Here is a 22,006-nt window from a genome sequence, read left to right as displayed (position 1 = left end):
AGAACTCACCGAGCACCCACTTCGAGGTCGAGGGAATGGGTCTCGCCTACCAGGAATGAGAATTCGCCGGAGAAGACAAGGTCTCCGTCTTGGTTGACGAGTGAGCCTTTCGACGTCACGATCGCGGTCTCACCGTCCGAGCGAGGGCGCACCGACAGCACTTCCGACACCGCATGCACCGAGTCGCCGAGGTAAGTCGGCCGGTGGAATCTGACCTGATCGAGCCCGTAGAAGCACTGCAGGTAACGGGGGTCCAACTCCACCAGACCGAGCAAGGTGGACAACATGAGGGCACCGTGGGCGATCTGGCGACCGAAGCGCGTCTGCTGCGCGTAGTCGGGGTCGAGGTGAAGGGGATGGCGGTCCCAGGTGAGGTCGGCGAAACTTCGCACATAGTCTTCGGTGACGACCCGCGGGTCCGTCACCGCAATGTCTCCGACAGAGATCTCTTCGAAACTCTTTGTGATCATTGAAGTTTCCTCTATTAGTTGACAACCGTGGAGCGTTGATCGACCGGCGGCAGATACGCCCCGTTGTCATCGATGTACATGTCGCGACTTCCTTCGTCGAGGTCGGTGTCACGGACGAAGTAGACGCTGATCAGCGAAATAACAGACAGGGCAGCGATATACACAGCGACCGCAAGCGATCCACCGGTTGCGCGAACCAACATGGCGGCAACCATCGGCGCGATTGCACCACCCAAGAGCACCCCGATCTGAAAAGCGATGGACGCTGCGCTGTACCGCACCCGTGCGTCGAACAGTTCCGCGATGAACGTCGCCTGCGGCCCGTACGAGATGCTGAGCATGAATGCGCCGACTGCCAATGCGCCGGTGGTGATCCAGAAGTTGCCGGTATCTATCGCGGCGAATGCAACGAAGACCCACACTCCCATGCCGGTGATGCCGACCATCAGGATCCGGCGTCGGCCGAATTTTTCGGACAGTTGACCGAAGATCGGAATGAAGATGACTGCAACGAGCGCGGACACCATGACCGCTCCGAGCATGAGGTTTCCGGACAGCAGATCGAACTGATCGGCGTAGGTCAGGCTGTAGGTGTTGAGGATGTAGAAGTAAGCGCCCGTGCTGATCATCGAACCTGCGGCAAGAATGATTTGACGAGGGTAGTTCTTGAACGCGTCGACCATCGGAATCTTGACCGCAGTGTTCTGCTGCTTCACGCGAGCGAATGCGGGAGTCTCTTCCAACGCGGTGCGAATGTAAAGCCCGACGGCGACCAACGCGATACTCAGCAGGAAGGGAATTCTCCACCCCCACACCAGGAATTGGTCCCCGGTGAGCGTCTTGGTGCCGAACATGACGGCCGTCGCCAGCAGAAGGCCAGCAGGCACACCGACCTGCGGCATACTGCCGTAGAAACCGCGGCGGTTCTTGGGTGCGTATTCCACAGCAGTCAGAACTGCACCGCCCCACTCACCCCCGACGCCGAAGCCCTGAATCAGTCTCAGCAATACGAGAAGAATCGGGGCCCACACACCGATCTGGGCGGAGGTCGGAAGGACGCCGACCAGGAACGTCGCTGCTCCCATCAAGAGAAGTGCGAGCACCAAGACCTTCTTGCGTCCGATGCGGTCGCCGAAGTGGCCCATCACAACACCGCCGAGTGGCCGCGCCAGGAAGCCGACAGCGAAGGTGGCGAAGGAAAGAATTGTCGCCAGCGCGGGGTCTGCGCCCGAAAAGAACAGCGGCGCAAAGACCAACGCGGCGGAGGCGCCGTAGATCTGAAAGTCGTACCACTCGATCGTGGTGCCGACCAGAACCGATCCGGCCACACGCCGCAGGGCAGGCCTGTCGACAGTTGCGGGAGATGGGGGATTCGCGTCGTTCATGTCATTGCTCCTTGTATGGAGTGCCCTGTTAGCTCTCGCACCGAGAGGGAGGCTCGACAAGGAGACTATGCAGTGACCCAGGGCACAGTCAAGCGTATTTCAATCGATCGATTGATTAGTTGAGATGCAATTTGCCAGTTCACAAACAGCTATCAATCGACTGATTGACAGCCGGTCGATTTCGGCGGCGATGCTAGCATGATTGGGCAACCAACCGAAATGAGGATCATGGACCTGGGGCGCGTTCAACGGGCGGCAGTCACGCTGTTCGCGACGAAAGGATTCGCCGCCACCGGCATTCGTGAGCTCGGAGCCGAAGCCGGCATCAACTCGGCAACGCTCTACCACTACGTCGGCAGCAAAGAGTCACTGTTGGCCTCGATCATTCGGTCCTGCCTCGACGAGCTGACGCAGTCGGGAGAGCGGGCAATGCGCCGAAGCGCCGATCCCGTAGTCCAGCTCGCCGGCCTGGTGTCGTCACACGTCGGCATTACCGCCGTCAACCAACTGACTGCCCGCGTCGCCGAGTACGAGATGCGCGGGTTGACCGGAGACAACCGCATCGAGTTGCAGACCCTGCGCGACGAGTACGAGCAACTTTTCGGACAGATCCTCGAACGCGGACAACGCGTGGGCGCCTTCGACATCGAAGATCTGGCATTGAGCCGACTCGCGATACTCGAGATGTGTACCGGGGTCGCGCATTGGTACCGGCCCGGTGGGCGTCTCGAGTTGGAAGATGTCCAGCGATTCTTCGTCAGCACCACGTGCAAGCTTCTGTCGGTTCCGTCCGACGAACTGCACGGTGTGGAGTTCATTCACGACGTCCGAAAGCTGGACAGCGAGCCCGAGACTCAGTCCTCCGAGATCTGGGGAACCACTGCACAGAGCGAATTCGCGCGACAGTCCGAGCTTTAACCGCCCCCCGAAACTCCCGGCTCTGGTACGAACCGAACATGCAACTACCCGCGGACAGTCATGTTCACAGCGAGTGGTCGTGGGACACCGGTGGACCGCTGTCGCACGCATCCGGACGAATGCAACAGACTTGCGCGCGCACCGATCCTCGACGTCGGCGGCTATCTCGACAGCATCGAACGATGCCGACACCGTTTTCCTGAATTGCGGATACTCACCGGCGTCGAGTTCGGACAACCGCACCTGCACGAAGCGCAGGCGTCGCACCTCCTTGATCTCGGTGTCATCGACCGGGTATTGGGTTCCTTGCACACGCTTGAGGTCGGCGACGATCGGAGTGAACCGAACACTCTGTTTCGAAAGTGGAGTGCCGACGAAGTCATGTGGGCATACCTCGATGAGATCCCGCGTATGGTGGCTGACTCTCGGACCTTCGAGGTGTTCACCCATATCGACTACGCGGTGCGTGCATGGCCGATCGAAAGTGCCGGACCTTTCGATCCCCGTCGATTCGAAGAGGGATTCCGAAATGCGATGCGCGCCATCGCCGACAGCGACCGGATCCTCGAGATGAACACCCGTCGGCTGTTGCCCTGGATACCCCAATGGTGGGGCGAAGAGGGAGGTAAAGCGGTGACATTCGGCAGCGATGCACATGTGCCCGAAGCTCTGGCAGCCAATTTTCCGGAAGCGACCGCGATGCTCGCGCACTACGGATTCCGTCCGGGTCAACGTCCCGAAGAGTATTGGACCCGCTGATCCGCCTGACTCCCAGACCGATATTTCCGTGAACTCGGGTTGTCGGAGACGGATCAACCCGCAATAGTCGATGTATGGATCGGTACAAAATCACGATGCCCGACGGCTCTTCGACCGAGGAACCTTTCAATTCCGACAAGGAAGCAATCACTTGCGCAGTGGATGCGAACCGAGGAGTCAGCAAGAACCTCGTAGTCGAAAAATACACGGCCGACGGTCATCTGGTTCCAACCGCGCAGGCGCCTGCGAAACACACAGGTCGTCACAAGAAGAACCGTTCGAAGAGTTGAAAACTCGACTAGTTCACAACTCTCGAACTCGGTGTGTGGCGACCGGATGCGTGACGCAGAAGTAGTTGGATCGCGTGCTCGACAGTTGCACCGAGGACAGCTTCGGGGTCGCCCGAGAAAACCTGCTTCTCCGTTTCGGCGGTCCCATGGTCGACGACTCCGAACCACACAGTTCCGGGTCGAACGTTCTCCTGGGTATCAGGACCGGCTTCACCGGTGACGGCCAGCGTTAGCGACGCACCCATCAGTGTGGCGGTGCTGTGCGCCATGACCCTGGCTGCCTCTTCGCAGACCACTGGCCCGTCCGGAACATGAAGTACGGAATGTTTCACCTCGCGGGTGTACGCGACGATCCCACCACAAAACCACGATCCGGCGTCCGGCGCCTTTCCCAGATGTGCGGCGATGTTCCCGGCAGTCAACGATTCCGCCGTCGCCACCGACAGACCGTTTTCCTCTACTGCCGCAGCCAATTGCCTGCACATATCGTCGAGATCCTTGTCCGACGGAAGCTCGGGTCGTGGATCGCCATTCATATGTTCCTCCTCCTGCAGTCCGATCGGTGACTTCGACAAGACATTGAAAGTTCTCGAATGCCCATTCCAACCGTGCCTTACAGCTCACTGCCCCCTTGCGAACTGCACCCTTCGAAAGTGCGTCGAGCGCACTCGTCGATCACATCAGCTACACGTGACCGACGCGTGAGTTGACGGCGCTGCACGATCGCCCCGTTTCCGTTGCTGAACACCTTGTCCAAGGAGGCCGTGACCTGCTCGAATTCTCCGAATGCAGTCAACGCAGGTTCGACGTGATCCACCAATTGCCGAACCGCCTGGTGTGCAGTCAGCAAGCGCACGGATTCCACGTCCAGCGACCTCCCGTCGAGTCCGTCACGCGCCGCCCGCCAGCAAGCCGCGCGGAGTAGCTCGTGATCGACAGCAGGCGCTGCTTCACCTTTCGTGATCGCGGCGGATGCGGTACCGACGAGTGCCTGCACCAGTGTGGCCAGAGTCATCGTCTCCTCCACGGTGGCGGGCACGTCGCTGATCCGAATCTCCACGGTGGGAAGGTGATCCGACATGCGCACATCCCAATAGACCATGTGTGGATCGAGAATGACCCCTGTCTCCAGCATTGCTGCAACAGCATCTTCGTAGTGCGCCACGGACTCGAAGTAGGGCGGCGGACCCGAACTGGGCCATCGGCCGAACAGAACGTAACGCCAACTCGCATAACCGGTATCGCGACCGGCGCTGATCGGAGAGTTCGCCGTCAGTGCCAACAAGGTCGGTAACCATGGGCGCAGATGGTTGATGATCTGGACCGATCGTTCTCGATCTTCCACACCGACATGAATGTGGCAACCACACATCACACCTTCGGTGATCGCTCTGAATTGACCGGCCATTCGCTGGTATCGCGACGTTTGAGTGATCTCGTCTACCGGCGGATCGTAGAACGGCGTCCCGACTGCGATGAGTTGACAACCCACACGGGCAGCGGCGTCGGCGGTGACGGCACGCGACTCACAGAGTTGATCACGAAGATCACGAATATGGTTTCCGATCGACGTAGACGTCTCCACCTGACAGCGCGTGAGTTCGAGTTGCAGCGAGATACCGAGTTCCCGCCCGGCGGCAGCAACCTCGGAGTTGCGCAGAGTGGGATGTCCAGTCTGCGGATCGCAGAGCAAGAACTCCTCTTCGACACCGAGAGTCGGTGTACCTACCGAGAATATGTCGGGAGTCGGCTTCGCGTTCATAGGGCTTCCTCGCACCGGTTTTCATCCACATCCGATACTTCGAGCGTACGACCTTCTACCCCTTTCGGCACTACTCCGACCGTTTCATCCAGTCACCGATCGGGTAGTTGCCCTGTGAACCGACGACGAGCGAAGAATCGCAAGTCGTCATGAGCTCAGGATGGAGTGTGCCGTGACAAACGCGAGCGAAAGTTCACCGGTAGATGACGAACACACAAATCGATCGCACGCAGGGGAGGCAATCAGCGACGGTCGCAACTATCCCGGATACCTGCTGATCGGACTGGGCCTGGCAACACTCGGATTGACCTTGGTGGCAGCAGGTTACGGATTTCGTGGTTGGGCAGTCATTGCCGGCGTCGTGTGCGTGGTGTCCTTCATCGTCGGAACACTGGCCATCTTGATGGAACACCGACGGGTCAAACGACTGGAAGGTCAGGAACTCTTCGATCAAGAAGGGCACTGAACCGACCGCTCGAGTCGTATTCTGCACAAGCAGAATACGACTCGAGCAGAACACAGCTCAGTGAGTGCGGAGTTGCTCGATCAGCTCACCCTTGTTCAGCTTCGAATAGCCGTGCAGATCGAGTTCCTTGGCACGTTTCTTCAGCTCGTCGACTGTCCACTCCTCGTACGGCGAGGATTGTCCGCCGGACTTGGCGACATTCGACCGCCCTCGATTGGCGGCCGCATTGGAGATTCGGGCCGCCTTCTCCTTGGAATCGCCCTTCTCGCGTAGCTCTTCGTAGAGTTCTTGATCCTTGAGTTGAGGTTGTGAGTCCTTGCGAGCCACTGTTTCGTCCCTTCACTCGTCTTCACTCCGACGGTGTGGCCGAACTGGCAATTCGGCCACACCGCAGGTTCGAACGTACGTCGGCACTCAGGATGTAGGCGGCACCTCGAAACGCCCCCACACGCGGTGCGTCTTCAGAAGCTGAGCCAGCGAGGCGAGCGCTCCTTCCGCGTCTGCATCGACGACGACTCCCAATGCAGACTCGTCGATACCGGCCGCAGCCAGCGCACTCATGCTCTCTCCCCAACCACCAATTGCCTTGCTGTGACGATACATTTCGTTCAGCAGAGTCTCCACCCGTGGATCCAACTTGCCCTCGCCGATCCGAGAAACGTCGCCGCTCAGCAGGATTGCATCGAATTCGATCGAACGAGCTGTGAGGTACGTTCGCTGCACCGTCACCGCGTCGTCACCGTCCCCGATGGTTCCGCCGTGCGGGCCGAGGATCAGCGGCACCATGCCGGCGTCGAAGATCTTGTCTCGAACGGCGACAACCGTTTCGAGATCGGAGTTCTCATCGACCAGTAGTGCGATGATCCTTCCGTCTACCGGCCATTCCGCACCAACCTGGGACAGTGCAGGGCTGAGCTCCGGATCACTCAACGGCTCGGTCGGTTCGGGAACCGGAAGGCCAAGCCCCCCTGCGACGATCGACACGAGACCCGCGTCGATATTTGCCAAGATGCCCAGATTCCGGGTCTTGATGTTCTCCTCGTAGCACTTACCCAATTCGAAGGTATACGCCTGCGCGACGTGCTCCTGCTCGACAGGGGAGAGACTGCGATAGAAGAGTCGAGCTTGCGAGAAGTGATCGTCGAACGATGCCGGCGCCTGCCTCACCTTTCGCCCTGAAACTTCTTCGGGCACCTCGATATAGGCCGCGCTCTCCGCCGAGGCCAAGAACGGGCACCCACCGTCCAACGAATTGGGATGGTACGGCGCAACTCCGGTATGTACACCGTCCTGATGAAAGCCGTCGCGAAGCATGTCGTTGACAGGCGCGTGAGGACGGTTGATCGGGATCTGATCGAAATTGGGGCCACCGAGTCGCGTGATCTGGGTGTCGAGGTACGAGAACAAACGTGCCTGCAGGAGACGATCGTTGGTGATGTCGACACCCGGAACCAAGTGACCCGGATGGAATGCAACCTGCTCGGTCTCGGCGAAGAAGTTCGTCGGATTGGCGTCGAGTGTCATCGTTCCGATGACCTGAACCGGCGCGAGTTCTTCGGGCACGATCTTGGTGGGATCCAATAGATCTATGCCTTCGAACATTTCGTCTTCGGTATCAGGGAACACCTGCACGCCCAGATCCCAGGACGGATATGCGCCCGCCTCGATGGCGTCGGCAAGATCGCGTCGATGGAAATCCGGATCCACACCGCCGGCGATCTGCGCTTCCTCCCACACGAGTGAATGCACTCCGGCGGCCGGCTTCCAGTGGAATTTCACCAGATTCGTCTCGCCATCGGCATTCACGAGCCTGAACGTGTGAATACCGAAGCCCTCCATCATGCGATAGGAGCGCGGGATGCCGCGATCGGACATGTTCCACAATGTGTGCGCCGTGGCCTCGGTGTGCAGCGACACGAAATCCCAGAATGTGTCGTGCGCGCTCTGCGCCTGCGGGATCTCGCGGTCCGGGTGGGGCTTCGCGGCATGGATGATGTCCGGGAATTTGATGCCGTCCTGGATGAAGAACACCGGGATGTTGTTGCCCACCAGGTCGAAGACACCTTCGTCGGTGTAGAACTTGGTGGCGAAACCGCGTGTGTCGCGTACGGTGTCCGCCGAACCTCGTGAACCCAGCACCGTCGAGAACCGCACGAACACCGGGGTTCGAGCACCGGAAGCGAACACCGATGCTTTACAGATGTTTTCGGCCGCGCCATTCGCCAGGAACGTTCCGTGTGCGGCCGCCCCGCGGGCGTGGACGACGCGCTCCGGAATTCGCTCGTGATCGAAGTGTGTAATCTTCTCACGCAGGTGGTGGTCTTGAAGAAGAGTCGGGCCGCGCTCGCCGGCAGTGAGTGAGTGGTCGGTCTCGTAGAGACGTGTACCGGTTGCGGTGGTGAGGTACTCCCCCCGCTGGCCGCGACCGTTTCCCTTCACCTTCTCCTCGGCACCCGCGACGGTACGCACCTCCGGCTGCCGCTGGTCATCCTTGGGCGGCAACGGCTGTCGAGGCTTGACCGGCTCTTTCAGGTCCGGCGCTTTCGGGGCCGGTGCACCTGGGACGGACTGAGATGAAGGCATCGAACAGCTCCTCTTGATCGTCATGCTGGGCGCAAGAATCTTGTTACGCCTTATGTAAGTAGAGATTTCAAACTGAACGCGGAGCCACGACTCACCCCCCGGCTGGGATCAATCCCAGGCCGAGGGTGACGAGTGCGTCAGGGGCTATTGCTCGGACTTCTGTCGCGCTTCGTCCGCGGCCGCTTCTGCGCGAGCCTTCTCGGCTTCTGCCTCTTTCTTCGCGACTTCTCGCTGGCTTTCGGCCTTGTCCTGCTGGGCGCGGCCCTCTCGGGTCAAACTGTCGTTTCCGGAAACCGCACCCACGGCTTCCTTGGCCTTACCCTTGACGTCCTCTACGACGCCTTTGATTCCCTCGCTGGGACCGCTCTTGTCATCTGGCACGTTGACCCTCCAATACGTTTCGGATTCTCGCTCGGGGATCCCACACAGGTAGGACTCCCACACAGAAGGCCCTACCCCGTCGAAATTCGCATAAACATCCGTGCACCGACACGCCGCAACGCGTACAAGAAGCGGCCACCGAGGGGAGTGCCGTTCACTCTCGTGTGTTATTCAGTGCTCATGAGCCAGTTACAGACCGATCCCCCCGTGGGCGGAACGCTGTCCACGATTCGCGCGCTTGCGCCCAACCTGGCTCCGAGCGAGCGATGCGTCTCGAACATCTCAAATAGCAAACAGCATTCTCAGAAACTGTTTACCGGGCACAGGAATTGGCGGGACTCGTTCCAGAAGGGGAAGAGGTCGGTGGTGGTGGCCGTGGGGTGGTCGATCTCGGCGAGAGTGTAGAAATCGAGAATCGTCCGCCCGGCGGTTGCGCTGACCTCGCATGCCTGCAAGCTCAGTTTCGCCTCCGCCACGAAGCCGATACTGCGGGCGAAAGGTCCGAGGGTCCCGGCATTGACAAAACCCTCGAGGTTTTGTCCCCACTGGTTGTAGTCCGACTGCAAAGCAAAGCTGCATGTTTCACCGAACAACTCGGTGCAGGTTGTCGGCTTCCCACCGATCGTGTGAACCGTATCGGCGAGCTCGTGCGAAGTACCTTCGCGCGGTGATCCGGAAAGGAGAAGCAAGACGGCGACGGCCAGGGCAACCACCAGAAGGATGCTCGCGGCCGTTGCCAGTATCGCCTTCACAATCCCTCGATCCACGTAAGTTCATGAGGGGAACCGTTTTTGGAACACCGGTCACTGGATTTGTACCCGTGACACTCGGGGTCCAAACATCGATCAGGCTGGGAGCCGTGCATCAGGCTGGGGGGTCGCGAGAGGATCTGTGGGAAAAAGCCGAGGGAGGATCGACACTCCCTTCCACTATCAATGTATATCGCACCGGGGGCCTTGCGGCAAGGCCCGGGTAGTGCCGCAGAATGGCTCTTCCGATCCCGCACGACCCACTACGGGATCGGAACAGCCAGCGGAAGTGAGGGCACGTGCCAACCCAGGGATACGAAGAAGAACTGCGATCCGAGCGGAACTATGTGGAGACGCTCTACGCACGCCTCGATGCGGAGCGCGCCCGAGTCAAGGGCAGGTACAGCACCGCTCTGCGCGGAAACGGCGAAGCACTCATGGAACGCGATGCAGAGGTGCGCGCGCTCGCCAAAGAGGTGAAGAGGCTGGACGTAGCCGACAACGGCCTGTGCTTCGGCCGGTTGGACTCGCTGTCGGGTGAGACTTCGTACATCGGCCGAATCGGCCTTCTCGATGCGGACAACGACTACGAACCGGTGCTGCTCGATTGGCGGGCGCCGGCATCCCGCCCGTTCTACGTTGCCACCGCTGCAAACCCGGAGAACATGCGTCGACGCCGTCAGTTCCACACACGCAGTCGACACGTGGTCGATTTCACCGACGAGGTACTCGGGCGCCCTGACGGCGCAGAACACGACACCCACAGCGATTCCGCCTTGCTCGCAGCAGTCAATGCACCCCGCGGTGAGGGAATGCGGGACATCGTGGCGACCATCCAGGCCGAACAGGACGACATCGTCCGACTCGAACACCCCGGGGTGCTGGTGATCGAAGGTGGCCCCGGTACCGGGAAAACCGTCGTCGCCTTGCACCGCGTCGCCTACCTGCTCTACACGCAGCGAGAGCGAATGGAACGTCACGGCGTCCTCGTGGTCGGGCCGAACCCGGCGTTCCTGAACCACATCGGCCGCGTACTGCCGTCGCTGGGCGAGTCCGACGTGGTGTTCATGACCACCGGTGATCTCGTTCCGGGTTTACGCGTCACCGCCGAGGACGCTCCTGAGGCCGCTGGGCTCAAAGGCTCGCTGAAGATCCTGGACGTTCTCGGCGCAGCGATTGCCGATCATCAGCGATTGCCCGAGAACCCGTTGTTGATCGAATTGGCGGACGTCACAGTGCGAATCGACGCCGAAACTGCGGAGTGGGCCCGAGAAGAAGCTCGTTCGAGCGGACTCCCCCACAACGACGCTCGGACTGTGTTCACCGAAATCGTCACCTGGGCACTGACCGAGCGGGCGATAGCGCGGATCGGCAAGGGATGGTTGACACGCAGTGACCGTGAAGCCTGGGAACAAGTGCGCGCAGATCTGACCGCAGAGTTGGCGGAGAATGACGCGTTTGCCGCCGCACTCGACGCACTCTGGCCGATCTTGACACCGAAAGAGCTACTGACACAGCTGTTTACTTCGCCGGAACGCCTACGCAAGGCAGGCGCAGACGAGACACTGTTGCGCCGAGAGGGTGATGCCTGGACGGTGTCCGACGTTCCGCTTCTCGACGAATTGGTGGACATGCTCGGCCGGGACAAGCCCGTCGACCAGAGTGCCGAACGTGAACGCCGCGACGAGGCTGCGTATGCAGCGGGCGTGCTGGACATGATGATCAGTCGTGAAGACTTGATGGACGACGAGGATCATCTCCTCGCCCAAGACATGCTGTACGCCGAGGACCTGGCGGATCGTTTCGTCGAACGCGATACCCGGGAGCTCGCCGAACGCGCTGCTGCTGACCGAGACTGGACGTACAGGCATATCGTGGTCGACGAGGCACAAGAGCTGTCCGAGATGGACTGGCGAGTCCTGATGCGCCGTTGCCCGGACCGGTCTTTCACGGTGGTAGGTGATCTCGCGCAACGACGTTCACCCGCAGGTGCCCGATCGTGGGCGACGATGATGGAGCCGTACGTTCCCGGCCGCTGGATCTACCGATCCCTGTCGGTGAACTATCGCACCCCCGCCGAGATCATGAGCGTCGCCGCCGCCTTGCTCGCCGAGTTCGCGCCAGACGTCCAGCCACCCGAGTCCGTCCGCGCCTGCGGGATCGCGCCGTGGTCCAGACAAATATCCGCCGACGAACTAGCCTCCGCCATCGACGAATTCAATCAGGACGAGGCCGGACGCGAGGGTACGAGCGTCGTCATCGGACCTGCGAGTGTGCCCGGCGCTGTGCCGGTTTCGGAAACGAAGGGCCTGGAGTTCGATGCCGTGCTCGTCGTGGAACCGGAGCGAATCATCGCCGACGGCCCACGCGGTGCGTCTGAACTCTATGTCGCCCTCACCCGCGCGACCCAACGTCTCGGCGTCTTACACGAGGGGCCATTGCCGCACGCATTGACCGGGCTCGTCCGGGTCGGGACGGCCAGATCACCGCAATCGTTCGCGGCGAGCGATCGTGCTGTGTAGGCCTTCGGCAGCAGCGCGCACGTAGGACACCTGGCTCTCGGGGACGAAGCGACTGGTGGGACCGGTGACACTGATGGCCGCGACGGGTTTGTCATTGGTTCCGAATACCGGCGCCGCAACGCACGCGAGACCCGGCGCTGATTCCTCGCGCTCGAACGCAATACCGGTCTCGACCACTCGGTTCAATTGAGTATTGAGAATGCCGGGCGCAACAATTGTGTGCGGGGTTCGGCGCGTCATCGGCTCCGACAGCACCTCGCGGCGAAACTCGTTGTCGGAGAATGCCAGGAGCGCCTTGCCGATTGCGGTGCAATACAGCGGTATCCGGCCACCGGTCCGGGACGGCGAGTTGGCTTGCCGGTGTCCGCCGATCTTCGCGACGTATACGACGTCGTGGCCGTCACGGACCCCCAGGTGGACTGTCTCGTGGGTCCGCTCGTACAGGTCCTGGAGGAACGGCATCGCCATCTCCAGGAGGCTACGTTCGAGAGAGGCGAGCATGCCGAGTTCGAAGAGGCCGCCGCTGAGCCGGTAGCCACCGTCGATACGGTCGAGTAGCCGGTTCGCGACCAGTTCGTTGGCCAGGCGGTGCACCGTCGCCTTGTGCAGGCCCGTCCGCTGGACCAGGGTGGCCAGAGGCAACACGTGGTCGTCGGCCCGGAAGGCGCGCAGGATCGTCACCGCCTTGCCGAGCACGGTGTCGAGGTTTGCGCTGCCAGTCACCTCCCCAGCGTATCGCTGAGTGAGACAGTTCCCTGGCGCAATCTCGGTGCCGCGGCGAAAGTAGTGGCCATGAGCCAGCCCACGAATACCAGTACAGCTAGCGAGACCGACATCGCAGCTGCTGCGGACCGCCTCGCAGCCGCCATCGCGAGCGGCACTCCCTGCGCGCCCGTGCGCGATCTGATCGGCGCCGACGACCTCGTCGCCGCCTACGCCGTCCAGCGCCGCGTCGACGAAATCCGTCGGCAGGCGGGGGCCGTGGTCGTAGGCCGCAAGATCGGCCTGACCTCGGTGGCAGTCCAGCAGCAGCTCGGTGTCGACCAGCCCGACCTCGGCGTGCTGTACGCCGACATGGAGTTCCCCGCGGGCGGCGCCATCCCCATGAGCCGTTTGATCCAGCCCAAGGTCGAAGCGGAAGTTGCCTTCGTGCTCGGTGCCGACCTCGTGGACGGACCGCTGGACAGTGCGCAGGTGCGCGGTGCGATCGACTACGCCGTCGCCGCGATCGAGATCTGCGACAGCCGCATCGAGTCGTGGGACATCAAGTTCGGTGACACCGTCGCCGACAATGCGTCCTCGGGCGTGTACGTCCTGGGAACCGAACGACGCACCCTCGACGAGGTGGAACCCGCCGGCGTCGTCATGTCGATGTCCGTCGACGGCACCGAGGTGTCCACCGGCGTCGGAACCGCCTGCCTGGGCGATCCGATCGAAGCCGTCGTCTGGCTCGCCCGCACTGCACGTGAGTTGGGGCAGCCGCTGACCGCAGGGCAGGTGATCCTGTCCGGCGCTCTCGGCCCCATGGCACCGGTCACCGCAGGCAACGTAGTCACCGTGACCGTCTCCGGGCTCGGTTCCGTCACCACCAGTTTCTCCAGCGAAGAGGACAACGCATGAGCAAGGTCAAGGTCGCGATCATCGGATCGGGCAACATCGGCACGGATCTGATGATCAAGGTGCTGCGCAACTCCGACTACCTGGAGATGGGCGCGATGGTCGGTATCGACCCCGCGTCGGACGGCCTCGCTCGCGCGGCGCGTCTGAACGTGCCGATCACGGCAGAAGGCGTCGAAGGCCTTGTCGGTCTGCCGAACTTCGACGAGATCGAGATCGTCTTCGACGCCACCTCGGCAAAGGCTCACGTGGCCAACAACGCGCGGCTGGCTCCCCTCGGCAAGCGCATGATCGACCTGACGCCTGCCGCGATCGGACCGTACGTCGTACCGGCTGTCAACGCGGACGAGCACTTGGACGCACCCAACGTCAACATGGTGACGTGTGGCGGCCAGGCCACCATCCCGATGGTTGCCGCTGTTTCTCGGGTCGTCCCGGTGGCGTATGCGGAGATCGTCGCGTCCATCGCCTCCAAGTCGGCCGGCCCCGGAACGCGCGCCAACATCGACGAGTTCACCGAGACCACGTCCGAGGCGATCGTGGCAGTCGGCGGCGCTCGTCGCGGCAAGGCCATCATCATCCTCAACCCCGCTGAGCCGCCGCTCATCATGCGCGACACGGTCTTCTGCCTCGTCGACGCACCGGACCCGGCTGTTCACGACGAGATCCGTCAGTCGATCGAGAAGATGGTCGGCGACGTGTCCGCGTATGTCCCCGGCTACCGGCTCAAGCAGGAAGTCCAGATCACCGAGATCCCGGCCGACCAGCCCGTCGAGACGTTGCTCGTCGACGGCAATCGCCCCACCCACCAGGTGTCGGTGTTCCTCGAGGTCGAGGGCGCGGCCCACTACCTGCCTGCGTACGCCGGCAATCTCGACATCATGACGTCCGCCGGAATGCAGATCGCGGAGCGCATCGCCCAGCAGAAGGAAGCAACCAAGTGAGCAACCGCAAGATCTTCGTCCAGGACGTCACCCTTCGTGACGGCATGCACGCTGTCCGCCACCGCATTTCGCCCACCGACGTCAAGCGGATCGTCAAAGCTCTCGACGCTGCCGGCGTCGACGCGATCGAAGTAGCACACGGTGACGGCCTCGCCGGCGGCTCGCTCAACTACGGCCCCGGCTCGAACACCGACTGGGAATGGATCGAAGCAGCGGCCGAGGTACTCGAGCACGCTCGTCTCACCACGCTGCTACTTCCGGGTGTCGGCACGATCAGTGAACTCAAGCATGCCTACGACCTCGGTGTTCGCTCGGTTCGCGTTGCCACGCACTGCACCGAGGCCGACGTCTCCGCGCAGCACATCGAAACCGCCCGCGAGATCGGCATGGACGTCTCGGGCTTCCTGATGATGAGCCACATGGCGCCTGCCGAGGAACTGGCCAAGCAGGCCAAGTTGATGGAATCGTATGGCGCGCACTGCGTCTACGTCACCGACTCGGGTGGACGTCTGGTGATGAACGACGTCGCGGATCGTGTTCGTGCATACCGCGACATCCTCGACGAGGGCACCGAAATCGGTATCCACGCCCATGAGAATCTCTCACTCTCGGTTGCCAATTCTGTTGTGGCCGTGCAGAACGGCGTCACCCGCGTCGATGCTTCGCTTGCCGGTCACGGCGCCGGTGCCGGCAACTGCCCCCTCGAGGCCTTCATCGCCGTCGCCAACATCGAGGAGTGGGAGCACGGCTGCGACCTGTTCGCCCTGCAGGATGCCGCCGACGACATCGTCCGACCGCTGCAGGACCGGCCGGTCCGCGTCGATCGCGAAACCCTCACTCTCGGCTACGCCGGCGTGTACTCGAGCTTCCTGCGCCACGCCGAAGCTGCGTCGGAGCGCTACGGAATCGACGTTCGCACACTGCTGCTCGAAGCTGGACGCCGCCGTCTGGTGGGTGGTCAGGAGGACATGATCGTCGACATCGCGCTCACCCTCGCAGCGCAGGCGAGCAAGGAAGCAGTCTGACGCGCTGCCGAGTTCGCTGACACCCGAGTCCCGTCTCCGGACGAGGGCGGGACTCTGTCACGTAAAGGCCGGTGGTGACCATACGGTCACCACCGGCCTGGGCTGAATGGCTTACTTGGCGATGAAGTCGAGAATGTCTGCGTCCAAAGCCTTCTGGTAGTCGCCGTAGATTCCGTGCGGCGCACCCTTGTAGATCTTCAATGTGCCGTCATTGACCAATTCGATTGCCTTGAGGGCGGCTGCGCCAATGGGAACGATCTGGTCGTCGTCACCCTGCGCAATGAAGACGGGAACGGTCAACGCCTTCAAGTCCTCGCTGAAGTCCGTCTCCGAGAACGCCTTGACACAGTCGTAGGCAGCTGCCAGATTGACCAGCATTCCCTGGCGCCAGAAATCGTCCTTCGCCCCCTGGGACACGTTCGACCCCTCGCGATTTGCGCCGAAGAACGGCTCGGCGATGTCGCGATAGAACTGCGAACGGTCGGTGAGAACTCCGGACCGGATGTCGTCGAACGCTTCGATCGGTGTGCCCTCCGGGTTGTTCTCCGACTTCACCATGATCGGCGGAACGGCGCCGGCGGTGATCACCTTGGCAACACGCCCTGCGCCGTGTTGCGCTGCGTACCGAACGACCTCGCCGCCTCCGGTCGAGTGACCGACGAGCGTCAGATCGTGGAGGTCGAGCGCTTCGACGAGTTCAGCCAGATCACGGGCATAGGTATCCATGTCGTTGCCCTGATAGGTCTTCGAGGACCGGCCGTGGCCGCGACGGTCGTGTGCGATGGCACGGTAACCGGCGTCGGCGAGCACCTTGAGTTCCAACTGCCAGGCGTCCGAGGAGAGGGGCCAACCGTGGCTGAGCAGCACAGGCCTCCCGGCGCCCTGTTCGGTGTAGTAGATCTCGGTTCCGTCGGAAGTGCTGATGTACGGCATGATGTCCTCCTGGGCGAAAGGTTCTCGTTGGGTAACAAGAACATTCGTCCACTTCAGGAGCGATGTCGTCGCTGCTGGCTTCCATTGTGGGGGAGCGCTACCCGGGGAACCCACTACCGGCTAACTGGTAGAGGGATCGATGCGAACGGTAATGGTGGTGCCACCACCGACCGGGCTCGAGATCGTCAGAGTTCCTCCAACCGCGGCAACGCGGTCCTGCAGCCCGATCAGACCCGAACCGCTTTCGGCGTCTGCTCCCCCCTTGCCATCGTCACTGATGGTGAGGTCCAGACGACCCTCTTGCGAGACGGCCGCGATCGTAACCACGGACGCGTCGGCATATTTCGCGGTGTTGGTGAGCGCTTCAGCGACAACGTAGTACGCCGCGACTTCCACAGAATCGGTTAGTCGAGTGACGATCTCGGCTGTGAGCGCGACCGGGATCGGACTGCGGCGAGCCAAAGTCTTCAGCGCCGGCGCGAGACCCCCGCGGGACAGGATCGCCGGGTGAATCCCTCGCGAGAGTTCACGAAGATCGGTATTGACTTGAGCCAATGTCTCAACGGTGCGGGCCAAGCTGATTCGCAGCTCATCGAATCCGTCGGGAACTGCGGCCTGAGCGCCGCGTAACTCCATGCCGAGAGTGACGATCCGCTGTTGCGCCCCGTCGTGCAGGTCACGTTCGATGGTTCGGCGGGCTTTGTCGGCTGCAGCCACGACGCGCGCCCTGGACCGTGTGAGCTCGCGCCTGGTTTCACCGTTGTAGACCGCGGTTGCGAGCAGGTCTGCGAAGTCGGTCAACCGGTCCTCGACGTCACTCGCGAGAACACGTCCCGTACCGCCGATGATTACAGCTCCCCACGTCCGACCGTCGACGTTGATCGGTACCCCGATTCCCGTACGCAACCCGCGTCCGCGCAGCCTCCCCGCGATCGCCCCTGTCGCAGTGGTGAAGTCGATGGCAATCGGCGCACCCGAAGTCTCGACGATCGTGCAGACGTTGTATCCACCGACAGGGAAGCGTTCACCCGGGATCAATCGTTCTCCGGTTGTAGTATCGTCCCGCGCAGCGAGAATTGTGAAGTAGTCGTCGTCGTCGTAACGCACGACCGACACGTGTTCGATGTCCAGTCCGTCGGCCAACTCCGCGGCGACAGCATGATGGACATCGTCGGGTTCGGCTCTCGAGGCAACAAGTGTCGCTACGCGTCGCAGTGAAGCCTGCTGACGCGCCAACGCGAGAGTCTGTTCGAGAAGTACCCCGCGATCTCGCACAGCGGCAAGCAGGGCCTCGAGCGACGGTACGATTCGTTGAACGCGGCGAGCATCGGCCTGGGTCAACTCTGCCGGTACAAGTAGCGAACCCGCGACACAGGCTCCATCCCGTAGAACGATCCGCCTCTGCCCGCGCCCCACCGGGGCATCCGCGGGCCCTAACTTCGCATACGGCGCGGGCAGGTCGAGCACGGCGGACAATCGCACGCTCGCGTCGTCAAGCATCTCCACTACATTCGACGTCCGAAGCATCGTCCGAGCCAGCGCAGCCAACAGATCCGCCTCACGACGACGCTGATCCGATTCCATGGCGCGAAGACGTGACTGACCGACGAGAACGTTGGTCAGCAAGGCCAGGACGAGAAAAACCACCACTGCCGGTACAAGGCTTTCACGGCTTTCGACGACGTGGATGTAGGCGTACGCGGCAGTGCTGGCAACCGCCGTCGCAATTGACAGCCGAAATCCCCAGCCTGCCGAAACGACGAGGACACCGAAAAGAAAAACCGCGCCGAACGCATTCTCGGGTGCAATCCGCTTCAACATCAGAACGAGAAGAATCTCCACGACAATCAATCCCGTAGCCAGGGCGATGCCCCAACCGAGGGGAGGAGCGCTCGGACGCAGCACGGACGTGACGAGACGGCCGCGCAACGGAACTGACGAAGTCATCGGACGCCCGGGTTCCCCGAGAAATTACGGGTAGCGGTAATGCCGGGTGCGCCGACGTCTGACAGCCTTGACAGGGTGAAGTCTTCCGACCGGCGCTGCCTCATCGTCGACGACAGCGATGCATTCTGCACCGCTGCACGACGAGTGCTCGAGGCCGCGGGTATGACGGTTGTCGGAACCGCATCCAGCCTCGGCACGGCCATCACAGTGGCCGAAGCTACCCACCCCGACCTGGTCCTGGTGGACATCGACCTCGGTTTCGAAAGCGGATTCGACGTGGTGGAGATTCTCCACGCCGCCGGTTTGGCGCCGACGCCGGCCATCATCCTTGTGTCGACACACGACGAAGAAGACTTCGCCGATCTTGTCGAATCGAGTTCAGCCATCGGATTCCTCTCGAAGTTCGAACTGTCCGCAGACTCGATTGCGCGGATTCTTTCGCAAGGATGAGTGTGCCGATTCAAACGCAGACACCCGTCAGCTGACGGCATCGAGATACATGATGACTGCGCGCACGCGGCGATGGTCGTCGGCGGTACTCTCCAGATCGAGCTTGGTGAGGATGCTCCGCACGTGCTTTTCGACGGTGCCCTCGGTGATCCACAGCCGACGCCCTATCCCCACGTTCGACAGGCCTTCTGCCATCAGCGTCAGCACTTCTCGCTCGCGGACGCTAAGTGCCGCCAACGGGTCGTCACGTCGCCTGGCCGCCACCAATTCGTAGACCAGAGCGGGATCGATGACCGAGGCGCCGGCTGCGATCCTGTCGAGCGTCGCGACGAAATCGTCTACGTCGGTCACTCGACTCTTGAGGAGGTACCCGATCCCCTTCCCTCCGTCGAGAAGCTCCAACGCATGATCGACCTCGACATGTGCTGACAGTAAAAGCATTGCAACGGAGGGGAACTCTCTTCTTATACGCAGCGCTGCGTCGAGCCCTTCCGAAGTGTGTGACGGTGGCATCCGGATGTCGATGATGGCCAGTTGCGGATTTTGCCCGTCGACCAGTGTCAGCAGTTCGTCCGCATCCCCTGCCTGTCCGACGATTTCCAGGCCTGCCCGAGTGAGCAGGCTGGCCACCCCCTCCCGTAGGAGCACGTCGTCGTCGGCGATGACCACTCGCAGGGCCGTCACAAGACTCGGCTCGATACCTGTTGCACGAGGGCCGCCTTCCACTTGCAGTCCGCACTCGCAAGTGCGTGGCGGCCGGAGATGGGACCACCGCTTAAAAGATAACGGACATATGCCACCTTCACCGCTCTGATCTCGAGGAGCGAAACCGTCGTGCGCAGATTCCGCACTCAACGCTGCGAGTCTCCCCACATCAATACAAGCCAAACCCTATCGATTTCCGAAAATGCTTGCAGGCGAACGGTTATCCTTTGACACGAAGATGCACTGCGAGTCCCCCAGGTCTCGTCATCGCTCCACATTTCGGCCAAGACCCGATACCACCATGCTCGAAGCCACGAGTTCTATATTCTGAGTCCGTGGAAGCTACCGAATACCGTGACTCGCTGAGGTCCGTCCTCGACACCACATCGTCGGTAGTCGAAAGCCGGCTGGCGGCGATGCGCGCCGCGGCGACAGCACATGCCGAAGGCATTGTCATCGACGTCTCCGTGGACCAGGACGGCGAGGGCACTTTCGGCGTCTGGGCGCGATTCGACGATCCGGATGCGTTCAGTTTGAATCAGCAGATCGGCGACGAACGGGAGCTTTTCAGCGTGATCTGGGGTGAGGAAGGCTGGGAGCCACCGGTTCCCACTCGTCCGCGAGAGTGGTCACGCACGGAACTCGAGAAAGTTATCGTCGGTGTCGTTGCCGAGTGGATCGGCGCGCTCGTTCCCCCGACTGCATCCGAACTGCACTGGGAAGTAACAACTCCCGACGGAGCGACCGACCCGATACCTGTGGGCCCCGATTTCGGTAGTGGACATTCGCCTCAATGAAGCGCGGAAGCTGTCGGCGAGACGGACGACTTCGAACCACTGTTGTGATCGATGTTGCGATGTCACCGACCGGTCGAACCGTCGATAAGTTCGCGGAGGATGTCAACGTGCCCGGCATGGCGCCCGGTCTCTTCGCTGAAACGTCGCTTTCCAATCCGTCACGTTTTCGGCGAGAAACATCGATCGTTCGACAAAGGTCAAATGATTGACCAGCCCGAGCAAGGTTGTTCCCGACCGAACAATTGTGGTGCGCACCTGAGGTTCCGGAGCACCTTCAACCTCGGCAGCGATCGAATCACGCAGGTAGTCGAGAAACGCGCGCAGCGTATCGGTCTCGCTAATCCCTGTCCGGGGCGGTGGGACATCACGGCGGCTCCGACGCGACGTTGCCATGGTGGATCTCCTTCCTCGGTGAAGAACGACGAAGAGGCTTCATTCCTGGATAGGCAGTACCGATCCTTCCGAACTCACGCCGATCCCGCATCAAATTTTGCCGTTGCGGCAAAGGCCGGCTTCATTGCCGGTATCACCGCGCCGAATGCAGGTCGCGCACAAGTTGAGGCGTCCGCCACTTGCCGACCTCGAACGGCCACCGCCGCAGCGGATAAGCGAGACGGGCCACGAAGTAATTGACGTATTCGACGACGCCGAAAGCCCACACCACCATGATGGCCGCCGCAGTGACGAAATGATCTGGTAGCCAAATGAGCACGCCGAGGAGACCGACCGCCAAGACGACAATGTCGAGGACCCGAAACACACGGTAGAGCGCCGCGAGGCGGGCAGGCATCGGCGCCTGCTCGACCCAGCCTCGGGCAAGCAGCCAATAGGCACCCGCTTGCACGAGAACCACGAGCATTGGGGCCAGCGGCGACCACAGCGCCGCGGAGTCTTTCGGACCTTCGAGCCGAGGCATCACGACGCTGACAGCCACGGCGGCAAACACTCCCGCGGCGGCCAGTTCGCCAAGACCGAGGCTCAGGTACCTGCGTCGCAAACTCATTCGCCGTTGATCCACCACGTGAGAGACCATATCCGTTGATCACCGCGCAGCGGGTGCGCAGCAGCTTCGAGGCTTTGCCTGAGATGGATCAGGCTCACAGCCAAAGGAATACGGTTCACCTCGACTTGATTCGGGCGGATCATCCGGCACGTGTTGGCGGATCCGGCGGGAAACCTTTTTTGCCTAGGCAATCCACACTAGGGCTTGTCTGAAAACTAGTCCGAGATCGAGTCCACTGCTCATCCGACAAAGCCTGAAAGTGCGTCACCCGATCAGCAGTACATACATTCGTTCGCATAC

At 61.6% G+C, this 22,006-nt stretch carries 23 protein-coding genes and 1 pseudogene; 9 read left to right on the top strand and 15 right to left on the bottom strand.

Annotated features, from left to right (window positions below):
* Positions 1-5: 5 nt before the first annotated feature.
* Both ABIE52_RS23695 and ABIE52_RS23690 read right to left on the bottom strand, forming a co-directional pair.
* Positions 6-470 (bottom strand): MaoC family dehydratase, encoded by a 465-nt coding sequence (locus tag ABIE52_RS23695; RefSeq protein ID WP_003943225.1) that lies wholly within the window; start codon positions 468-470, stop codon positions 6-8.
* A gap of 14 nt (positions 471-484) precedes the next feature.
* Positions 485-1,855, bottom strand: a complete 1,371-nt coding sequence (locus tag ABIE52_RS23690; protein ID WP_192712710.1) for an MFS transporter — start codon at positions 1,853-1,855, stop codon at positions 485-487.
* A gap of 219 nt (positions 1,856-2,074) precedes the next feature.
* Here ABIE52_RS23690 and ABIE52_RS23685 point away from each other — a divergent pair, with 219 nt between their 5' ends.
* Together ABIE52_RS23685 and ABIE52_RS23680 are read left to right on the top strand one after the other, a co-directional pair.
* On the top strand, positions 2,075-2,773 hold the full coding sequence (locus ABIE52_RS23685; protein WP_225320187.1) for a TetR/AcrR family transcriptional regulator: 699 nt from the start codon (positions 2,075-2,077) through the stop codon (positions 2,771-2,773).
* A gap of 60 nt (positions 2,774-2,833) precedes the next feature.
* A complete protein-coding gene (locus tag ABIE52_RS23680) occupies positions 2,834-3,532 on the top strand; it encodes a PHP domain-containing protein (protein ID WP_354541548.1) in 699 nt (232 codons plus the stop codon).
* Between the two features lie 298 nt (positions 3,533-3,830).
* Here the strand turns inward: ABIE52_RS23680 and ABIE52_RS23675 are convergent, their stop codons facing one another.
* Together ABIE52_RS23675 and ABIE52_RS23670 are read right to left on the bottom strand one after the other, a co-directional pair.
* On the bottom strand, positions 3,831-4,358 hold the full coding sequence (locus ABIE52_RS23675) for a CinA family protein (RefSeq protein WP_158170736.1): 528 nt from the start codon (positions 4,356-4,358) through the stop codon (positions 3,831-3,833).
* Between the two features lie 77 nt (positions 4,359-4,435).
* Positions 4,436-5,584 carry a glutamate--cysteine ligase 2 gene (locus ABIE52_RS23670; protein ID WP_007735690.1) on the bottom strand — a complete coding sequence of 383 codons (1,149 nt, stop codon included), beginning with the start codon at positions 5,582-5,584 and terminating at the stop codon, positions 4,436-4,438.
* Between the two features lie 160 nt (positions 5,585-5,744).
* Here ABIE52_RS23670 and ABIE52_RS23665 point away from each other — a divergent pair, with 160 nt between their 5' ends.
* Entirely contained in the window at positions 5,745-6,050 is a 306-nt protein-coding gene (locus tag ABIE52_RS23665; protein ID WP_192712709.1) for a hypothetical protein, read from the top strand.
* Positions 6,051-6,107: 57 nt separating this feature from the next.
* Here the strand turns inward: ABIE52_RS23665 and ABIE52_RS23660 are convergent, their stop codons facing one another.
* The 4 genes from ABIE52_RS23660 to ABIE52_RS23645 all read right to left on the bottom strand — a co-directional run bounded on the left by ABIE52_RS23660 (position 6,108) and on the right by ABIE52_RS23645 (position 9,781).
* Complete coding sequence (locus tag ABIE52_RS23660; protein WP_003943161.1) at positions 6,108-6,377, bottom strand: DUF7218 family protein; 270 nt, start codon at positions 6,375-6,377, stop codon at positions 6,108-6,110.
* 87 nt (positions 6,378-6,464) lie between these two features.
* On the bottom strand, positions 6,465-8,633 hold the full coding sequence (locus ABIE52_RS23655; RefSeq protein WP_003943216.1) for a catalase: 2,169 nt from the start codon (positions 8,631-8,633) through the stop codon (positions 6,465-6,467).
* Positions 8,634-8,777: 144 nt separating this feature from the next.
* On the bottom strand, positions 8,778-9,014 hold the full coding sequence (gene mbp1, locus ABIE52_RS23650; RefSeq protein ID WP_003943084.1) for a microaggregate-binding protein 1: 237 nt from the start codon (positions 9,012-9,014) through the stop codon (positions 8,778-8,780).
* 302 nt (positions 9,015-9,316) lie between these two features.
* Entirely contained in the window at positions 9,317-9,781 is a 465-nt protein-coding gene (locus ABIE52_RS23645) for a hypothetical protein (protein ID WP_225320190.1), read from the bottom strand.
* Positions 9,782-10,062: 281 nt separating this feature from the next.
* On the opposite strand from ABIE52_RS23645, the gene helR reads away from it, so the two are divergent.
* Entirely contained in the window at positions 10,063-12,285 is a 2,223-nt protein-coding gene (gene helR / locus ABIE52_RS23640; RefSeq protein ID WP_158170734.1) for an RNA polymerase recycling motor ATPase HelR, read from the top strand.
* Here the strand turns inward: helR and ABIE52_RS23635 are convergent.
* Positions 12,247-13,008 (bottom strand): IclR family transcriptional regulator, encoded by a 762-nt coding sequence (locus ABIE52_RS23635; protein WP_003942865.1) that lies wholly within the window; start codon positions 13,006-13,008, stop codon positions 12,247-12,249. The genes helR and ABIE52_RS23635 overlap by 39 nt on opposite strands.
* Before the next feature lie 69 nt (positions 13,009-13,077).
* Between ABIE52_RS23635 and ABIE52_RS23630 the strand changes: the two genes are divergently transcribed.
* The 3 genes from ABIE52_RS23630 to dmpG are packed head-to-tail and all read left to right on the top strand — an operon-like array spanning position 13,078 to position 15,871.
* A complete protein-coding gene (locus ABIE52_RS23630; protein WP_007735684.1) occupies positions 13,078-13,905 on the top strand; it encodes a 2-keto-4-pentenoate hydratase in 828 nt (275 codons plus the stop codon).
* Complete coding sequence (locus ABIE52_RS23625) at positions 13,902-14,846, top strand: acetaldehyde dehydrogenase (acetylating) (RefSeq protein WP_003943168.1); 945 nt, start codon at positions 13,902-13,904, stop codon at positions 14,844-14,846. The genes ABIE52_RS23630 and ABIE52_RS23625 overlap by 4 nt, the downstream gene beginning before the upstream one ends.
* The gene (dmpG, locus tag ABIE52_RS23620) at positions 14,843-15,871 is read left to right on the top strand and encodes a 4-hydroxy-2-oxovalerate aldolase (RefSeq protein ID WP_158170732.1); all 1,029 of its coding nucleotides are present in this window, start codon (positions 14,843-14,845) and stop codon (positions 15,869-15,871) included. Before ABIE52_RS23625 ends, dmpG begins: the two co-directional genes overlap by 4 nt.
* 111 nt (positions 15,872-15,982) lie before the next feature.
* Here the strand turns inward: dmpG and ABIE52_RS23615 are convergent, their stop codons facing one another.
* Positions 15,983-16,804 (bottom strand): alpha/beta fold hydrolase, encoded by an 822-nt coding sequence (locus ABIE52_RS23615; protein ID WP_192712708.1) that lies wholly within the window; start codon positions 16,802-16,804, stop codon positions 15,983-15,985.
* A gap of 120 nt (positions 16,805-16,924) precedes the next feature.
* Positions 16,925-18,751, bottom strand: coding sequence for a sensor histidine kinase (locus ABIE52_RS23610; RefSeq protein ID WP_030537433.1), 1,827 nt, complete (start codon positions 18,749-18,751; stop codon positions 16,925-16,927).
* 75 nt (positions 18,752-18,826) lie between these two features.
* Here ABIE52_RS23610 and ABIE52_RS23605 point away from each other — a divergent pair, with 75 nt between their 5' ends.
* The gene (locus tag ABIE52_RS23605; protein WP_354541547.1) at positions 18,827-19,201 is read left to right on the top strand and encodes a response regulator; all 375 of its coding nucleotides are present in this window, start codon (positions 18,827-18,829) and stop codon (positions 19,199-19,201) included.
* Positions 19,202-19,228: 27 nt separating this feature from the next.
* Here ABIE52_RS23605 and ABIE52_RS23600 read toward each other — a convergent pair whose 3' ends face one another.
* Entirely contained in the window at positions 19,229-19,885 is a 657-nt protein-coding gene (locus tag ABIE52_RS23600; RefSeq protein ID WP_030537435.1) for a response regulator, read from the bottom strand.
* 356 nt (positions 19,886-20,241) lie between these two features.
* Here ABIE52_RS23600 and ABIE52_RS23595 point away from each other — a divergent pair, with 356 nt between their 5' ends.
* Positions 20,242-20,703: a DUF6389 family protein gene (locus ABIE52_RS23595; protein WP_054188324.1), complete on the top strand. Its 462-nt coding sequence runs from the start codon at positions 20,242-20,244 to the stop codon at positions 20,701-20,703.
* Positions 20,704-20,765: 62 nt separating this feature from the next.
* Here the strand turns inward: ABIE52_RS23595 and ABIE52_RS34045 are convergent, their stop codons facing one another.
* The 3 genes and pseudogenes from ABIE52_RS34045 to ABIE52_RS23585 all read right to left on the bottom strand — a co-directional run bounded on the left by ABIE52_RS34045 (position 20,766) and on the right by ABIE52_RS23585 (position 21,706).
* Complete coding sequence (locus ABIE52_RS34045) at positions 20,766-20,858, bottom strand: mycothiol transferase (RefSeq protein WP_452623750.1); 93 nt, start codon at positions 20,856-20,858, stop codon at positions 20,766-20,768.
* Positions 20,859-20,937: 79 nt separating this feature from the next.
* Positions 20,938-21,096, bottom strand: a pseudogene (locus tag ABIE52_RS34040) (mini-circle protein); the annotation flags it as partial.
* A 133-nt stretch (positions 21,097-21,229) separates the two neighbouring features.
* A complete protein-coding gene (locus tag ABIE52_RS23585) occupies positions 21,230-21,706 on the bottom strand; it encodes a hypothetical protein (RefSeq protein ID WP_192712706.1) in 477 nt (158 codons plus the stop codon).
* Positions 21,707-22,006: the final 300 nt, after the last annotated feature.

It is taken from the genome of Rhodococcus sp. OAS809, assembly GCF_040546695.1.
In the GTDB taxonomy this organism is placed as follows: Bacteria; Actinomycetota; Actinomycetes; order Mycobacteriales; family Mycobacteriaceae; genus Rhodococcus_F; species Rhodococcus_F qingshengii.
The sequence above is the reverse complement of the archived record's forward strand: the minus strand, read 5'-3'. Positions and strand labels throughout refer to the sequence as shown.

Excerpts from the sequence above, each read along its gene's own strand:
- ABIE52_RS23695 (WP_003943225.1), bottom strand. The coding sequence starts at position 470 with ATGATCACAAAGAGTTTCGAAGAGATCTCTGTCGGAGACATTGCGGTG.
- ABIE52_RS23690 (WP_192712710.1), bottom strand. The coding sequence starts at position 1,855 with ATGAACGACGCGAATCCCCCATCTCCCGCAACTGTCGACAGGCCTGCC.
- ABIE52_RS23685 (WP_225320187.1), top strand. The coding sequence starts at position 2,075 with ATGAGGATCATGGACCTGGGGCGCGTTCAACGGGCGGCAGTCACGCTG.
- ABIE52_RS23680 (WP_354541548.1), top strand. The coding sequence starts at position 2,834 with ATGTTCACAGCGAGTGGTCGTGGGACACCGGTGGACCGCTGTCGCACG.
- ABIE52_RS23675 (WP_158170736.1), bottom strand. The coding sequence starts at position 4,358 with ATGAATGGCGATCCACGACCCGAGCTTCCGTCGGACAAGGATCTCGAC.
- ABIE52_RS23670 (WP_007735690.1), bottom strand. The coding sequence starts at position 5,584 with ATGAACGCGAAGCCGACTCCCGACATATTCTCGGTAGGTACACCGACT.
- ABIE52_RS23665 (WP_192712709.1), top strand. The coding sequence starts at position 5,745 with ATGGAGTGTGCCGTGACAAACGCGAGCGAAAGTTCACCGGTAGATGAC.
- ABIE52_RS23655 (WP_003943216.1), bottom strand. The coding sequence starts at position 8,633 with ATGCCTTCATCTCAGTCCGTCCCAGGTGCACCGGCCCCGAAAGCGCCG.
- ABIE52_RS23630 (WP_007735684.1), top strand. The coding sequence starts at position 13,078 with ATGAGCCAGCCCACGAATACCAGTACAGCTAGCGAGACCGACATCGCA.
- ABIE52_RS23625 (WP_003943168.1), top strand. The coding sequence starts at position 13,902 with ATGAGCAAGGTCAAGGTCGCGATCATCGGATCGGGCAACATCGGCACG.
- ABIE52_RS23615 (WP_192712708.1), bottom strand. The coding sequence starts at position 16,804 with ATGCCGTACATCAGCACTTCCGACGGAACCGAGATCTACTACACCGAA.
- ABIE52_RS23610 (WP_030537433.1), bottom strand. The coding sequence starts at position 18,751 with ATGACTTCGTCAGTTCCGTTGCGCGGCCGTCTCGTCACGTCCGTGCTG.
- ABIE52_RS23585 (WP_192712706.1), bottom strand. The coding sequence starts at position 21,706 with ATGAGTTTGCGACGCAGGTACCTGAGCCTCGGTCTTGGCGAACTGGCC.